Annotated in this window: 13 protein-coding genes and 1 riboswitch; of the genes, 12 read left to right on the top strand and 1 reads right to left on the bottom strand. The window is 62.9% G+C overall.

Translation table 11 applies throughout. The features are described 5' to 3' along the window. Position 1: 1 nt before the first annotated feature. From J4D28_RS10705 to astE, 10 genes are all read left to right on the top strand, one after another. Entirely contained in the window at positions 2-1,114 is a 1,113-nt protein-coding gene (locus tag J4D28_RS10705; protein ID WP_103330925.1) for a succinylglutamate desuccinylase/aspartoacylase family protein, read from the top strand. Between the two features lie 23 nt (positions 1,115-1,137). Further along, entirely contained in the window at positions 1,138-1,902 is a 765-nt protein-coding gene (locus J4D28_RS10700) for an ABC transporter ATP-binding protein (RefSeq protein ID WP_009045161.1), read from the top strand. A 114-nt stretch (positions 1,903-2,016) separates the two neighbouring features. Continuing rightward, the gene (gene argR, locus J4D28_RS10695; protein WP_009045160.1) at positions 2,017-2,997 is read left to right on the top strand and encodes a transcriptional regulator ArgR; all 981 of its coding nucleotides are present in this window, start codon (positions 2,017-2,019) and stop codon (positions 2,995-2,997) included. A 326-nt stretch (positions 2,998-3,323) separates the two neighbouring features. Next, entirely contained in the window at positions 3,324-4,544 is a 1,221-nt protein-coding gene (locus J4D28_RS10690; RefSeq protein WP_009050325.1) for an aspartate aminotransferase family protein, read from the top strand. Between the two features lie 133 nt (positions 4,545-4,677). Further along, entirely contained in the window at positions 4,678-5,697 is a 1,020-nt protein-coding gene (gene aruF / locus J4D28_RS10685) for an arginine/ornithine succinyltransferase subunit alpha (protein WP_007921551.1), read from the top strand. Between the two features lie 54 nt (positions 5,698-5,751). Then, entirely contained in the window at positions 5,752-6,777 is a 1,026-nt protein-coding gene (gene astA, locus J4D28_RS10680) for an arginine N-succinyltransferase (protein WP_007921553.1), read from the top strand. Next, positions 6,774-8,243, top strand: coding sequence for a succinylglutamate-semialdehyde dehydrogenase (gene astD / locus J4D28_RS10675; RefSeq protein ID WP_164485477.1), 1,470 nt, complete (start codon positions 6,774-6,776; stop codon positions 8,241-8,243). Before astA ends, astD begins: the two co-directional genes overlap by 4 nt. 203 nt (positions 8,244-8,446) lie before the next feature. After that, the gene (astB, locus tag J4D28_RS10670) at positions 8,447-9,793 is read left to right on the top strand and encodes an N-succinylarginine dihydrolase (RefSeq protein ID WP_103330923.1); all 1,347 of its coding nucleotides are present in this window, start codon (positions 8,447-8,449) and stop codon (positions 9,791-9,793) included. 63 nt (positions 9,794-9,856) lie between these two features. Next, positions 9,857-10,144, top strand: a complete 288-nt coding sequence (locus J4D28_RS10665; RefSeq protein WP_007921560.1) for a hypothetical protein — start codon at positions 9,857-9,859, stop codon at positions 10,142-10,144. A gap of 13 nt (positions 10,145-10,157) precedes the next feature. Beyond that, positions 10,158-11,168 carry a succinylglutamate desuccinylase gene (gene astE / locus J4D28_RS10660; protein WP_009050321.1) on the top strand — a complete coding sequence of 337 codons (1,011 nt, stop codon included), beginning with the start codon at positions 10,158-10,160 and terminating at the stop codon, positions 11,166-11,168. A gap of 179 nt (positions 11,169-11,347) precedes the next feature. Here astE and J4D28_RS10655 read toward each other — a convergent pair whose 3' ends face one another. Continuing rightward, on the bottom strand, positions 11,348-11,854 hold the full coding sequence (locus J4D28_RS10655; RefSeq protein WP_007921563.1) for a 6,7-dimethyl-8-ribityllumazine synthase: 507 nt from the start codon (positions 11,852-11,854) through the stop codon (positions 11,348-11,350). A 122-nt stretch (positions 11,855-11,976) separates the two neighbouring features. Beyond that, positions 11,977-12,148: riboswitch (FMN riboswitch) on the bottom strand. 210 nt (positions 12,149-12,358) lie between these two features. Here J4D28_RS10655 and ltaE point away from each other — a divergent pair. Next, complete coding sequence (ltaE, locus tag J4D28_RS10650) at positions 12,359-13,363, top strand: low-specificity L-threonine aldolase (RefSeq protein WP_016702531.1); 1,005 nt, start codon at positions 12,359-12,361, stop codon at positions 13,361-13,363. Positions 13,364-13,509: 146 nt separating this feature from the next. After that, positions 13,510-16,134 (top strand): alanine--tRNA ligase, encoded by a 2,625-nt coding sequence (alaS, locus tag J4D28_RS10645; RefSeq protein ID WP_009050319.1) that lies wholly within the window; start codon positions 13,510-13,512, stop codon positions 16,132-16,134. Positions 16,135-16,203 lie beyond the last annotated feature (69 nt).

Raw genomic sequence — 16,203 nt, 5'->3', positions numbered from 1 at the left:
TATGGAACGCATTGACCACGCATTGCCGTGGAGCCACCTGGGCAGCGAGCGGAAGGTCTCGGTGTTCCGTTTCGGTCGCGGCGAGCGCAGGGCCTATATCCAGGCCAGCCTGCATGCGGACGAACTGCCTGGGATGCGCACCGCCTGGGAGCTGAAAAAGCGCCTGGCCGAACTGGAAGCCCAGGGCGCGCTGAATGGCGTGATCGAACTGGTGCCGGTGGCCAACCCGATGGGGCTGGGGCAACTGTTGCAGGGCAATCATCAGGGGCGGTTCGAGGCTGGCAGCGGCAAGAACTTCAACCGCGATTTCGTCGAGCTGAGTGCGCCGGTCGCGGCCCGTCTGGATGGATGCCTGGGGGATGACCCGCACGCCAATATCCAGATGATTCGCCAGGCCATGAGCGATGTGCTGGCCGAACTGCCGGCGCCATCGAGCCAGCTGCAAGGCATGCAGCGCATCCTCCTGAGCCACGCCTGCACCGCGGACGTGGTACTGGACCTGCACTGCGATACGGAAGCGGCGCTGCATATGTACGCCTTGCCGCAGCATTGGCCGCAGTGGCGCTCCCTGGCGGCCCATCTGAATGTGCGGGTCGGCCTGCTGGCGGAAGACTCCGGCGGCAGCTCGTTCGACGAAGCCTGTTCGCTGCCCTGGCTGCGCCTGGCGCGCCAGTTCCCGCAGGCACAGATTCCGCTGGCCTGCCTGGCGACCACCCTTGAGCTGGGCGGTCAGGCCGACACCGGTCGCCCGCAAGCCGAGGCGCATGCCGAAGGCATCCTGGCGTTCCTCGCCGAGCAGGGACTGATTGCGGGCGAGTGGCCGGCGGCGCAGCATGAAGCGTGCGAAGCCATGCCTTTCGAAGGCACCGAATTGTTGTTTGCGCCGCATCCCGGCGTGGTGAGTTTTCTGCGTCCGGCCGGTAGCTGGGTGGAGAAGGGCGAGCCGATTTTTGAAGTGATTGATCCCTTATCCGATCGGGTCAGCACCCTGTGTGCTGGCACCAGCGGCGTGTTGTTCGCCGTTGAGCGGCTGCGTTACGCCCAACCCGGTTTCTGGCTGGCCAAGGTGGCGGGGCGCGAAGCGCTGCGGCACGGGCGCTTGCTCAACGACTGACTGCTTTTGTGAGAACCGACAGCATGTACAAACTTGAAGTCCAAGACCTGCATAAACGCTATGGCAGTCACGAAGTGCTCAAGGGCGTGTCCCTGAAAGCGGCGGCTGGCGATGTGATCAGCATCATCGGCTCCAGTGGCTCCGGCAAATCCACCTTCCTGCGCTGCATCAACCTGCTGGAGCAGCCGCACGCCGGCAAGATCCTGCTGAACAACGAAGAGTTGAAGCTGGTGGCGAACAAGGATGGAGCGCTGAAGGCGGCGGATCCAAAACAGCTGCAACGCATGCGTTCGCGCCTGTCGATGGTGTTCCAGCACTTCAACCTGTGGTCGCACATGACCGCCATCGAAAACATCATGGAAGCGCCGGTGCATGTGCTCGGCGTACCCAAGGCCGAAGCCCGTGCAAAGGCCGAGCACTACCTGGCCAAGGTCGGCGTGGCGCATCGCAAGGATGCCTACCCGGGCCATATGTCCGGTGGCGAGCAGCAGCGCGTGGCGATCGCCCGTGCGCTGGCGATGGAGCCTGAGGTCATGCTGTTCGATGAACCGACTTCGGCGCTCGACCCCGAGCTGGTGGGCGACGTGCTGAAAGTGATGCAGGCCCTGGCCCAGGAAGGCCGGACCATGGTGGTGGTGACCCACGAAATGGGCTTTGCCCGTGAAGTCTCGAACCAGCTGATATTCCTGCACAAGGGCCTGGTGGAAGAAAGCGGCAACCCGCGCGAAGTGCTGGTCAATCCGCAATCGGAACGTTTGCAACAATTCCTCTCGGGCAGTCTGAAGTAAATCACTCCCGTAACGCACCAAATTAGGTCATGCTGCGCACCGCGCGCCAGATGGTCTAATTTGGTTGCAGCCGCCTTTGGTCTCTAACACTGTTTTCGTTTCGGATTGCCCGCCATGACTGCCCATCGAATTGGTTTCCTGATTTGGCCCAGCACTAAAGCCTTGACGCTGGCGCTGGCCGAGGAGGCCTTGCGTGTCGCTCAGCGCGTGCATCCGGAAGTGGTCTACGAACTGGCCTTCCTGCAGGCCGAGGCGCCGGCCGACGGCGCCTGGCAACTGCCGGGCGAACCTTGGTCGGGCAAGCTCGAAGGCTGCCAGAAACTGTTCCTGCTGGCCGATGAGCCACCTGCCACCCTGGCGCCGGCCCTGAGCAGTGCGCTCAAGCAACTGGTGCGCGCCGGCTGTGTGATTGGTGGTTTGTCTGCCGGTGTGTATCCCTTGGCGCAGCTGGGGTTGCTCGACGGTTATCGGGCTGCGGTGCACTGGCGCTGGCAGGACGATTTCGCCGAGCGCTTCCCCAAGGTCATCGCCACCAGCCATCTGTTCGATTGGGATCGCGATCGCCTGACGGCGTGCGGCGGAATGTCGGTGCTGGATCTGTTGCTGGCGGTGCTGGCCCGTGACCACGGCGCGGAATTGGCCGGCGCGGTCTCGGAAGAGCTGGTGGTCGAGCGTATCCGCGAAGGTGGCGAGCGCCAGCGCATTCCGTTGCAGAACCGCCTGGGTTCCAGCCACCCGAAGCTGACCCAGGCGGTACTGCTGATGGAGGCCAATATCGAGGAGCCGCTGACCACCGACGAGATCGCCCAGCATGTGTGCGTCTCGCGTCGGCAGCTGGAGCGGATCTTCAAGCAATACCTCAATCGCGTGCCGAGCCAGTATTACCTGGAGCTGCGCCTGAACAAGGCGCGGCAGATGCTGATGCAGACCAGCAAGTCGATCATCCAGATCGGCCTGTCCTGCGGTTTCTCCTCGGGGCCACACTTCTCCAGCGCCTACCGCAACTTCTTCGGCGCCACACCGCGGGAAGACCGCAACCAGCGGCGCAGCAGCAGCCCGTTCGAGCTGTCTTCGGTACCTTCCGAGCGCGGTTGATTCGCCTCTTCGTTTTGTCTGTCAGATTTTTATCGCGAGCAAGCTTCGCTCCTACACAAGAATGCGTTCCGTGTTGGAGCGAAGCTTGCTCGCGATGGCGTCGTCACGCCAGGCGCAAATCGTTGGACAATCCTGCCGTTAAAGCCTCCAGCAGTTTAAACTGCGCCTTTGCGACGCTATTTGTCGCATTGCCGTAAACCCGCGTAAAACCGGGGTTGGCGCTATAAGAAGTTGTCGCTTGGCGACAAGGCCGGGCAGAAAACTGTCCTTACAATCCCCCCATCGCTCGCCAGTTTCAGGCAGGCGTTCCTCTTCAGGAGACTCCGATGTCCGTTGAGCAAGCTCCGGTGCAACGCGCCGATTTCGATCAGGTCATGGTTCCCAACTATGCACCTGCAGCTTTCATTCCTGTGCGTGGCGCGGGTTCCCGAGTCTGGGATCAGTCGGGCCGAGAGCTGATCGACTTTGCCGGCGGGATCGCGGTCAACGTACTGGGCCACGCCCATCCGGCGCTGGTCGCTGCTCTGACCGAGCAAGCCAACAAGTTGTGGCATGTATCCAACGTCTTCACCAACGAGCCGGCCCTGCGCCTGGCCCACAAGCTGGTCGACGCCACCTTTGCCGAGCGCGCGTTCTTCTGCAACTCCGGCGCCGAAGCCAACGAGGCCGCCTTCAAGCTGGCCCGTCGTGTCGCTTTCGACCGTTTTGGCGCGGAAAAATACGAAATCATCGCGGCTCTCAACAGCTTCCACGGTCGCACCCTGTTCACCGTGAACGTGGGTGGCCAGTCGAAGTACTCCGACGGCTTCGGTCCTAAAATCACCGGTATCACCCACGTTCCCTACAACGATCTGGCGGCATTGAAAGCGGCGATTTCGGATAAGACCTGCGCGGTGGTACTGGAGCCGATCCAGGGCGAAGGCGGTGTGTTGCCAGCCGAGAAGGCTTACCTGCAAGGCGCCCGCGAGCTGTGCGACGCGCACAACGCGCTGCTGGTGTTCGACGAAGTGCAGACCGGCATGGGCCGCAGCGGCGAGCTGTTCGCCTATATGCACTACGGCGTGACCCCGGACATCCTGACCAGCGCCAAGAGCCTGGGCGGCGGTTTCCCGATCGCCGCGATGCTGACCACCGAAGCGCTGGCCAAGCACCTGGTGGTCGGTACCCACGGCACCACCTACGGTGGCAACCCGCTGGCATGCGCGGTGGCCGGCGCGGTGATCGACGTGATCAATACGCCCGAAGTGTTGAACGGTGTGAAGGCCAAGCACGATCGCTTCAAGACCCGTCTGCAGCAGATCGGCGAGAAGTACGGCCTGTTCACCGAAGTGCGTGGCCTGGGCCTGCTGCTCGGTTGCGTGCTCAGCGATGCCTGGAAAGGCAAGGCCAAGGACGTGTTCAACGCCGCTGAAAAAGAAAACCTGATGATCCTCCAGGCCGGTCCGGACGTGGTGCGTTTCGCCCCGAGCCTGGTGGTCGAAGAGGCGGACATCGAAGAAGGCCTGCAGCGCTTCGAACGTGCGGTAGCCAAGCTGACCCAGGCCTGATTCGGGCCGCGGTACTCCTCGGCACTTGTCCTCAGGGCCAGCGTCGAGCCCCATTTTCGGTGCCGGGCTGTCCCGGCATTTTTTTCCCTGAGTCGGCCTCCTGGCCGGCCTGTTTCGAGTAAGGAGTGACACCATGCTGGTGATGCGCCCCGCGCAAATGGCTGATCTGGGCGAGGTACAGCGTCTGGCTGCGGACAGCCCGATTGGTGTCACTTCCTTGCCGGATGACGTGGAACGCCTGAGCGACAAGATCGCGGCAAGCGAGGCTTCGTTCGCCGCCGAGGTGAGCTTCAATGGCGAGGAGAGCTACTTCTTCGTCCTCGAGGACACCGAAACCGGCAAGCTGGTCGGTTGCTCGGCCATCGTTGCTTCGGCCGGTTACTCCGAGCCGTTCTACAGCTTCCGTAACGAGACCTTCGTGCATGCCTCCCGCGAGCTGAAGATCCACAACAAGATCCACGTGCTTTCCCAGTGCCATGACCTGACCGGCAACAGCCTGCTGACCAGCTTCTATGTGGTCCCGGAACTGGTGGGGTCGCCATGGTCGGAACTCAATTCCCGCGGTCGCCTGCTGTTCGTCGCCAGCCACCCGGAGCGGTTCGCCGATTCGGTGGTGACCGAGATCGTCGGCTACAGCGACGAGAACGGCGACTCGCCGTTCTGGGACGCCATCGGCCGTAACTTCTTCGACCTCAACTACGCCGCCGCCGAGCGTCTGTGCGGGCTGAAAAGCCGCACCTTCCTCGCCGAGCTGATGCCGCACTACCCGATCTATGTGCCGCTGCTGCCGGATGCCGCGCAGGAAGCCATGGGCCAGGTGCATCCGCGGGCGCAGATTACCTTTGACATCCTGATGCGCGAAGGCTTCGAGACCGATCATTACATCGACATCTTCGACGGTGGCCCGACCCTGCACGCCCGGGTCTCGGGGATCCGTTCGATCGCCCAGAGCCGCGTGGTGCCGGTGAAGATCGGTGAGGTCGCCAAGGGCGGCGGACGCCAGTACCTGGTCGCCAATGCGCAGTTGCAGGATTACCGCGCGGTGATGCTGGAGCTGGATTACGCGCCGGGCAAACCGGTGACCCTGGATCTGCAAGCGGCCGAAGCCCTGGGCGTCGGCGAAGGTGCCAGCGTGCGCCTGGTGGCGGTTTAACGCCTTAAGCGAGTTTCGCGGGGGCCGTCAGCGGCGCCCGTCTGAGGAGATAGCATGATCGTTCGTCCCGTACGCAGCAGCGACTTACCCGCTCTGATCGACCTGGCCCGCAGCACCGGCACCGGCCTTACCACCTTGCCGGCCAACGAAGAGCGTCTGAAACACCGCGTGGGCTGGGCGGAAAAGACCTTCCGTGGCGAAGCCGAGCGGGGCGATGCGGATTACCTGTTCGTGCTCGAGGACGACAACGGCCGCGTGGTGGGGATTTCCGCGATTGCCGGCGCGGTCGGCCTGCGCGAGCCCTGGTACAACTTCCGGGTCGGCCTGACCGTCAGCGCCTCCCAGGAGCTGAACATCTACCGCGAGATTCCGACGCTGTTCCTGGCCAACGACCTGACCGGCAATTCCGAGTTGTGTTCGCTGTTCCTGCACGCCGATTACCGCACCGGCCTCAACGGCCGCATGCTGGCCAAGGCGCGCATGCTGTTCATCGCCGAATTCCCGCAGCTGTTCGGCAACAAGATCATCGCCGAGATGCGCGGCATGTCCGATGAAGCCGGGCGCTCGCCATTCTGGGAAAGCCTGGGCCGGCACTTTTTCAAGATGGAATTCAGCCAGGCCGACTACCTGACCGGCGTGGGCAACAAGGCGTTCATCGCCGAGCTGATGCCGAAGTTCCCGCTGTACACCTGCTTCCTCTCCGAGGGCGCGCGCAACGTGATCGGCAAGGTGCACACCGATACCGAGCCGGCGCTGGCCATGCTCAAGAGCGAGGGTTTCAGCTACCAGGGTTACGTCGACATCTTCGACGCCGGCCCGGCAGTGGAGTGCGAAACCGCCAAGATCCGCGCGGTGCGCGACAGCCAGGCGCTGGTGCTGGCCATCGGCACGCCGGGCGACGACGCCACGCCTTTCCTGATTCACAACCGCAAGCGCGAGGACTGCCGGATCACCGCCGCACCTGCGCGCTTTGCGTCGGGCACCCTGGTGGTTGATGCGCTGACCGCCAAACGCCTGCAACTCAATGCGGGCGATCAGGTCCGTGCCGTAGCGCTGTCTGCTTCCCGGGAGTCGAAATAATGAACACGCTGTACATCGCAGGCCAGTGGCTGCCAGGCCAGGGCGAAGCCTTTGAGTCGTTGAATCCGGTGACCCAGCAGGTGCTGTGGTCGGGCAACGGCGCCACCGCCGCCCAGGTTGAAAGTGCGGTGCAGGCTGCGCGCCAGGCATTCCCGGCCTGGGCCAGGCGTTCGCTGGACGAGCGGATCGGGGTGCTGGAAGCCTTTGCCGCCAGCCTGAAAAGCCATGCCGACGAACTGGCCCGCTGCATCGGTGAGGAAACCGGCAAGCCGCTGTGGGAAGCCGCCACCGAAGTGACCAGCATGGTCAACAAGATCGCGATCTCGGTGCAGAGCTACCGTGAACGTACCGGCGAGAAGAGCGGCCCGCTGGGCGACGCCACCGCGGTACTGCGGCACAAGCCCCACGGCGTGGTGGCGGTGTTCGGCCCTTACAACTTCCCCGGCCATCTGCCTAACGGTCATATCGTTCCTGCCCTGCTGGCGGGTAACAGCGTGCTGTTCAAGCCCAGCGAGCTGACCCCGAAAGTCGCCGAGCTGACGGTCAAATGCTGGATCGAAGCCGGCCTGCCGGCGGGTGTGTTGAACCTGCTGCAAGGCGCGCGGGAAACCGGTATCGCCCTGGCCGCCAACCCGGGTATCGACGGTCTGTTCTTCACCGGTTCCAGCCGCACCGGCAATCACCTGCACCAGCAGTTCGCCGGCCGTCCGGACAAGATCCTCGCGCTGGAGATGGGCGGTAACAACCCGCTGGTGGTGGATCAGGTCGCGGACCTGGACGCGGCGGTCTACACCATCATCCAGTCGGCCTTCATTTCCGCCGGCCAGCGTTGCACCTGCGCGCGCCGCCTGCTGGTGCCGCAAGGCGCCTGGGGCGACCAGTTGCTGGAGCGCCTGGTAGCGGTCAGCTCGACCATCGAGGTCGGTGCGTTCGACCAGCAGCCGGCGCCGTTCATGGGCTCGGTGATTTCCCTTGGCGCTGCCCGCGCGTTGATGCAGGCCCAGGAAAACCTGTTGGCCAATGGCGCCGTGGCGCTGCTGGAAATGACCCAGCCGCAGGATCAGGCCGCACTGCTGACCCCGGGCATTCTCGACGTGACCGCCGTGGCCGAGCGCCCGGACGAAGAACTGTTCGGCCCCTTGCTGCAAGTGATTCGCTACGCCGATTTCGAAGCGGCGATCGCCGAGGCCAACGACACCCAGTACGGTCTGGCGGCGGGCCTGCTGTCGGATTCCGAGGCGCGTTACCAGCAGTTCTGGCTGGAAAGCCGGGCCGGTATCGTCAACTGGAACAAGCAGTTGACCGGTGCTGCGAGCAGCGCGCCGTTCGGCGGTGTCGGGGCTTCCGGCAACCATCGCGCCAGTGCCTATTACGCCGCGGATTACTGCGCGTACCCGGTGGCGTCGCTGGAAACCGCAAGCCTGACCTTGCCGAGCGCGCTGACGCCGGGTGTGCGCCTGGTGTGATGGGTTGCGCTGCAGATTGCTGGAAGGTCCTGCGACCTTCGCAGCCTGTAAAGCGGCTACAGAGAGCGGCGGGGCGTCGGTGGTTGTGGTAACCCTGTAGCCGCTGCCGCAGGCTGCGATCGCCCGCGAAGCGGGCGCCGACGGCCTCAAGACATGTACTGATACCGATGCCTATAACAACAGATTCTCGTGGAGCCTCGCTGATGAAATCCTATGAAGTCAATTTCGACGGTCTAGTGGGGCCTACCCATAACTACGGCGGCCTGTCCTACGGCAACGTCGCGTCCCAGAGCAACAGCCAGCAGTCTTCCAACCCCAAGGAAGCCGCGCTGCAGGGCCTGGCGAAAATGAAAGCGCTGATGGAAATGGGTTTCCAGCAAGGCGTGCTGGCACCACAGGAACGCCCGGACGTGGCCGCCCTGCGTCGCCTGGGGTTTTCCGGCAGCGATGCGCAGGTCATCGAACGTGCCGCCAAGGATGCGATGCCGCTGCTGGTCGCCAGTTGCTCGGCGTCGAGCATGTGGGTGGCCAACGCCGCCACGGTCAGCCCGAGCGCCGACACCGCTGACGGTCGCGTGCATTTCACCGCCGCCAACCTGAACTGCAAATATCACCGCAGCATCGAACACCCGACCACCAGTCGTGTACTGGGGGCGATGTTCGCCGACCCGCAGCACTTCGCCCATCACGCGGCGTTGCCGGCGGTGGCGCAGTTCGGCGATGAAGGCGCGGCCAACCACACCCGTTTCTGCCGCGACTATGGCCAGGCCGGTGTCGAGTTCTTCGTCTTCGGTCGCAGTGCCTTCGATACCCGCTACTCGGCACCGCAGAAGTACCCGGCGCGCCAGACCCTGGAAGCCTCGCAGGCCGTCGCCCGGCTGCACGGCCTGAGCGACGACGGGGTGGTGTATGCCCAGCAGAACCCGTCGGTGATCGACCAGGGCGTGTTCCATAACGATGTGATCGCGGTGGGTAACGGCGAAGTGCTGTTCTACCACGAGGACGCGTTCCTCGAGACCGACAAGATGCTTGCCGAGCTGCAGGCCAAGCTGGGCAAGCGCGGCGGCAACTTCCAGTCGATCTGCGTGCCGCGCTCGCAGGTCACGGTGGAAGACGCGGTGCGCTCCTACCTGTTCAACAGCCAGTTGCTGTCCCGCGCCGATGGCTCGATGCTGCTGATCGTGCCGGAAGAGTGCCGCGGCAACGAGCGCGTCTGGCAGTACCTGCAAGGCCTGACCAGCTCCGGCGGCCTGATCCGCGAGGTGAAAGTCTTCGACCTCAAGCAGAGCATGCAGAACGGCGGTGGCCCGGCGTGCCTGCGGCTTCGGGTCGCGCTCAATCAAACCGAGCTGGCGGCGGTCAACCCAGGGGTTATCATGACCGCGCCGTTGTACGGCACGCTGACCCAATGGGTCGACAAGCACTACCGCGACCGCCTGAGCGAAAACGATCTGGCGGACCCGCAATTGCTGCTTGAGTGCCGGACGGCACTGGATGAACTGACGCAAATCCTTAAACTGGGCGCGGTTTATCCATTCCAGATCAATTGAAAGCCCGCGCCTGAGTCCGCTGATCCAGGCGCGCCGCTTTACCTCCAGATGAGAGCGTAATAAATGAGCGATACCCTGCAGCTGATTCTTGAAGACACCGACGGCACTCAACTGGAAACTTCCTGCACCCGCGTTGCCGTGATGTGGCAAGGCAAGGAACTGTGGATCCAGCAGGACGGCCGCGGCCAGCTGCTGATCGGCGTGGACGTCGAGGAAGGCGACGAAGAGTACGCCAACCTGCTGCTGCGTCCATTGGCGACTAATCTGGTAAGTCTGCAACTGGAAATGGAACCGGCCGACGCTGGTGACGACGATCACGTGCATGGCCCTGACTGCCAGCACGACCATTAAGGAATAACGTTCTATGCTCGCCCTCGGCAAACTGCTTGAACTGACCCTCGCCGGTCGTGAACCGGCGGAGAAGACTCAACTGACTGTCGACGGCGTGCGGATGCGCTGGCTGAGCGAAGGTGCGCTGGAAGTCCGGCCACCCCAGGCGCGGGACAATGGCATGGACCTGCTGCTGTCCGCCGGCATCCACGGCAACGAGACGGCACCGATCGAGTTGCTCGACCGTCTGTTGCATGACATCGCTCGCGGCGACCTCAAGCCGTGCGCACGCATTCTGTTCCTGTTCGGCAACCCCGAAGCCATGCGCCACGGCGAACGCTTCATCGAGCAGGACATCAACCGGCTGTTCAACGGCCGTCACGAACAAAGCAGTGGTAACGAGGCTTTGCGCGCCTGTGAGCTGGAGCGCCTGGCGGCGAGTTTCTTCAGCCTGCCGGACCGTACCCGCCTGCACTACGACCTGCACACGGCGATCCGCGGTTCGAAGATCGAGCAGTTCGCCCTGTACCCGTGGAAGGAAGGTCGCCAGCACTCGCGCCGGGAACTGGCGCGCCTGCGGGCCGCGGGCATGGAGGCGGTGCTGCTGCAGAACAAGCCGTCCATCGTGTTCAGCTCCTATACCTACGACAAGCTGGACGCCGAGTCTTTCACCCTGGAACTGGGCAAGGCCCGGCCGTTCGGGCAGAACCAGGGGGTGAATGTCGAGCGTCTGGAAACCCGCCTGAAGCAGATCATCGAAGGCCGCGAACCGCCCATGGCGGAGGAGAAGCTGGATGGCTTGCAGCTGTTCAGCGTCGCTCGGGAAATCATCAAGCACAGCGATACCTTCCACCTGCACCTGCCGGCGGATATCGAGAACTTCTCCGAACTGGAAGTGGGTTACCTGTTGGCCGACGATATCGCCCAGACCCGCTGGATAGTCGAGGAGGAGGGTGCGCGGATCATTTTCCCCAACCCCAAGGTGAAGAACGGTCTGCGTGCCGGAATCCTGATCGTGCCGACCACGGCTGACGGCCTGGCCTGAGCTGTAGCTGCTGCCGAAGGCTGCGATGGGCCGCGTAGCGGGCGCCGCCTTTGAGGTTAATTAGAAGGCCCTGCGGGCCTTATCGCAGCCTGCGGCAGCGGCCACAAAAAACATCGCGAGCCAGCTCGATCCCTGTAGGAACGAACTGGCTCGCGATTTTTGCTTTCAGCGTCTGACGCTTACACCGCTACCCGCTGCTCAGGGCGACGCAGGGCGCGAGTCTTGTGCAGGGTGTCGGCGCAGGTCTTCGCCGCTTCCTGGCCCTTGTGCACGAAATGCTCGAAGAAGAATTTCTGATGTTCTTCGCCGGCGTGGAAGTGGTGCGGGGTCAAGACCACCGAGAATACCGGCACTTCGGTTTCCAGCTGGACCTGCATCAGGCCGCTGATCACCGACTGGGCGACGAACTCATGGCGGTAGATACCGCCGTCCACCACCAGGCCCGCGGCGACGATGCCGGCATACCGGCCGGACTTGGCCAGCAGCTTGGCGTGCAGTGGAATTTCAAAGGCGCCGCCGACTTCGAAGAAGTCGATATCGCTTTCCTGATAACCCTGGGCGAGCATTTCGCTGACGAAACCTTTGCGGCTCTGGTCGACAATTTCCTTGTGCCAGCAGGCCTGGATAAACGCCACGCGTTCGCCGTGATGCTGTTTGCTTTTGCTATCGATTGCGGTGGGTTGCATCTGTTCTGACTCCTGTTTGTGTGAAAAACAGGGCGTTATGAATCGAAAGGGATTTAAGGGTACGTACCGGCCAGGCGCACAAACAGTCGCGCGCAGGTCTGTGGACGGCCCTTTGGCGCCAATCCCGTTCTCTCTTCATCCGGACTATGACCGTCGGCCCCGGGATCACACCGGGTCTGCTGACCTTGCCGTCATTCGCCGCCGAAACGGTACCTGTCGCCAAGCGCTCGCGGGCTATGCGCATTGCGCGCAATTACCGCCGGTGGGGAATTACACCCCGCCCTGAGAACGTTGCCACCGGGCTTTGCGGCGGCGGTGAGTTTGTAACACATATTTTTCGGCAGTGCATTGCGGCTTTTGGATGATAAGCATCGGTTTTTCATCTCCATCGATGGGCTTTTCCTGGGCGGGCCTTGATAAATCGCGGTTGTGCCCGTAGTAATTCAGTTCGAAAGAATTTCTTTATCCCAGCGACGTCCGCGTCCCCTTGCCGAGGCCTGATTCATGAGCGTTATCGATCTTCGCAGTGACACCGTTACCCAACCCACGGCGGGCATGCTGGAGGCAATGGCCACGGCGGCCACGGGCGATGATGTCTACGGCGAAGATCCGACGGTCAACCGCCTGGAGGCCGAACTGGCGCAGCGCCTCGGGTTCGCCGAGGCGTTGTTCGTGCCGACCGGTACCATGAGCAACCTGCTGGGCTTGATGGCCCATTGTGGGCGTGGCGACGAATACATCGTCGGCCAGCAGGCGCATACCTATAAGTACGAGGGGGGCGGGGCGGCGGTGCTGGGCTCGATCCAGCCCCAGCCGCTGGAAGTCCAGGCCGACGGCTCGCTGGATTTGGCCCAGGTCGCCGCGGCGATCAAGCCGGATGATTTCCACTTTGCCCGTACCCGCCTGCTGGCGCTGGAAAACACCATGCAGGGCAAGGTGCTGCCGTTGAGTTATCTGGCACAGGCCCGAGCCTTTACCCGTGAGCATGGCCTGGCCCTGCACCTGGACGGCGCGCGGTTGTACAACGCGGCAGTCAAGCTGGGCGTCGATGCGCGGGAGATTACCCAACACTTCGACTCGGTCTCGGTGTGCCTGTCCAAGGGGCTGGGCGCGCCGGTGGGCTCGGTGCTGTGCGGTTCGGCGGAGCTGATCGGCAAGGCCCGACGCCTGCGCAAGATGGTCGGGGGCGGCATGCGCCAGGCCGGGATCCTGGCCGCGGCGGGCCTGTATGCGCTCGATCAGCATGTAACACGTCTGGCCGACGACCATGCCAATGCCCGATTGCTGGCCGAGGGGCTGCGTGAGGCGGGCTATGAGGTCGAGCCGGTGCAAACCAACATGGTCTATGTGGCGATGGGGGACAGGGCAGAGGCCCTCAGGGCATTCGCCGGCGAGCGCGGGATCAGGCTGAGCGCCGCGTCGCGGCTGCGGATGGTCACCCATATGGATGTCAGTCGTGCACAAATCGAGCAAGTCGTCGGGACTTTTATCGATTTTTCCCGCAACTGACAGTGTTAGCCGTCCAATTGACCGTCTCTATCGTATAAACACGCTGTACCCCAAGCTCAGGGCCGATATAATGCGGCCCTTTGCCGTCGTTTCGTCTGATGACGTTTCGCACAGGCCTTTGGCCGCAGTCTCCGTGGAAGAACCTAATGAAAAGCGCAGAAATCCGTGAAGCCTTCCTTCGCTTCTTCGAAGAGCAAGGCCACACCCGTGTAGCCTCCAGCTCTTTGATTCCGGGCAACGACCCAACCCTGCTGTTCACCAACGCGGGGATGAACCAGTTCAAGGACTGCTTCCTGGGCCAGGAAAAGCGCGCCTATACCCGCGCCGTAAGCAGCCAGAAATGCGTACGCGCCGGCGGCAAGCACAACGACCTGGAAAACGTCGGTTACACCGCCCGCCACCACACGTTCTTCGAAATGCTGGGCAACTTCAGCTTCGGCGATTACTTCAAGCGTGACGCCATCACCTTCGCCTGGACTTTCCTGACGTCCGACAAGTGGCTGAACCTGCCGAAAGAAAAGCTCTGGGTCACTGTCTACGCCACCGATGACGAGGCCTATGACATCTGGACCAAGGAAGTCGGGGTTCCGGCCGAGCGCATGGTCCGTATCGGCGACAACAAGGGCGCGCCATACGCTTCCGACAACTTCTGGACCATGGGCGATACCGGCCCGTGCGGTCCTTGCACCGAGATTTTCTACGATCACGGCGCCGACATCTGGGGCGGCCCACCGGGTTCGCCGGAAGAGGACGGCGACCGTTACATCGAGATCTGGAACAACGTGTTCATGCAGTTCAACCGCACCGCCGATGGCGTGTTGCATCCGTTGCCAGCGCCGTCGGTGGACACCGGCATGGGCCTGGAGCGGATCAGTGCGGTCCTGCAGCACGTTCACTCGAACTATGAAATCGACCTGTTCCAGAGCCTGCTGAACGCGGCGGCCAAGGCCATCGGTTGCACCAACGACGCCCAGGCGTCGCTGAAAGTCGTGGCCGATCACATCCGTTCCTGCGGCTTCCTGATCGCCGACGGCGTGCTGCCTTCCAACGAAGGTCGCGGTTATGTCCTGCGTCGCATCATTCGCCGCGCTTGCCGTCACGGCAACAAACTGGGCGCCAAGGGCAGCTTCTTCTATCAGATCGTGGCCGCGTTGGTCGCCGAAATGGGCGAAGCCTTCCCGGAACTGAAATCCCAGCAGGCGCATATCGAGCGCGTGCTGAAAGCCGAAGAAGAGCAGTTCGCCAAGACCCTGGAGCAGGGCCTGAAAATCCTCGAGCAGGACCTGGCCGAACTCAAAGGCACTGTGGTTCCGGGCGACGTGGTGTTCAAACTCTACGACACCTACGGTTTCCCGATGGACCTGACCGGCGACATCGCCCGTGAGCGCGAGCTGACTCTCGACGAGGAAGGTTTCGAGCGCGAGATGGAAGCCCAGCGTGTGCGTGCTCGTTCCGCAAGCTCCTTTGGCATGGACTACAACAGCCTGGTCAAGGTCGATGTGGCTACCGAGTTCACCGGTTATCACGCCACCAGCGGTGCGGCCAAGGTGGTGGCTCTTTATAAGGAAGGGCAATCGGTCGACGTGCTGAGCGAAGGTGAAGAGGGCGTCGTTGTTCTCGACCAGACGCCTTTCTACGCTGAATCGGGCGGCCAGATCGGCGACTGCGGTTACCTGCAAGCGGGCAGCGCGCGTTTCGACGTGCGCGATACCACCAAGACCGGCGGTGCTTTCCTGCATCACGGCGTATTGGCCAGCGGCAGCCTGACCGTTGGTGCTCCGGTGCAAACCCAGGTCGATGCCGAAGTGCGTCACGCCACTTCGCTGAATCACTCGGCTACCCACTTGCTGCACGCCGCTCTGCGCCAGGTATTGGGCGAGCATGTGCAGCAGAAGGGCTCGCTGGTCGACAGTCAGCGCCTGCGTTTCGACTTCAGCCATTTCGAAGCGATCAAGCCTGAGCAGATCAAGGCCTTGGAAGACATCGTCAACGCCGAGATTCGCAAGAACACCGCGGTGGAAACCGAAGAAACCGATATCGACACCGCCAAGCAGAAGGGCGCCATGGCGCTGTTCGGCGAGAAGTACGGCGACAGCGTGCGTGTACTGAGCATGGGCGGCGACTTCTCCGTTGAACTGTGTGGCGGTATCCACGCCAACCGTACCGGCGATATCGGCCTGCTGAAAATCATCAGCGAAGGCGGCGTGGCCTCGGGCGTACGTCGTATCGAAGCAGTCACCGGTGCCGCGGCACTGGCGTACCTGAACGCTGCGGAAGAGCAACTCAAGGAAGCGGCGACCCTGGTCAAGGGCAGCCGTGACAACCTGATCGACAAGCTGTCGGCCGTGCTGGAGCGCAACCGCCTGCTGGAGAAACAACTCGAGCAGCTACAGGCCAAGGCCGCTAGTGCCGCTGGCGACGACCTGTCGGCGCAGGCGCTGGATGTCAAAGGCGCGAAAGTGCTGGCGGCGCGCCTGGATGGTCAGGACGGCAAGGCGCTGTTGGCGCTGGTCGATCAGTTGAAAAACAAACTCGGTCGCGCAGTGATCCTGCTCGGCAGTGTCCATGAGGAAAAGGTCGTACTGGTTGCGGGCGTAACCAAGGACCTGACTGGCCAACTCAAAGCCGGTGATTTGATGAAGCAAGCCGCTGCGGCAGTGGGCGGGAAGGGCGGTGGTCGTCCGGACATGGCGCAGGGCGGTGGTGTCGATGCCGCTGCGCTGGATGCCGCGCTGGCCCTGACCGTTCCGTTTGTCGAGCAGGGGATTTAAGGTTCCAAGCCGAGCCCGTCGTCTAGTGGCGGGCTTTGGAGCTGCGCAGTTTGATTGATTAATGGGCGC

It is taken from the genome of Pseudomonas sp. GW531-T4 (assembly GCF_017349615.1).
GTDB lineage: Bacteria > Pseudomonadota > Gammaproteobacteria > Pseudomonadales > Pseudomonadaceae > Aquipseudomonas > Aquipseudomonas chlororaphis_I.
Note: the sequence above shows the minus strand (reverse complement) of the source record. Positions and strands in the feature narration are given on the sequence as shown.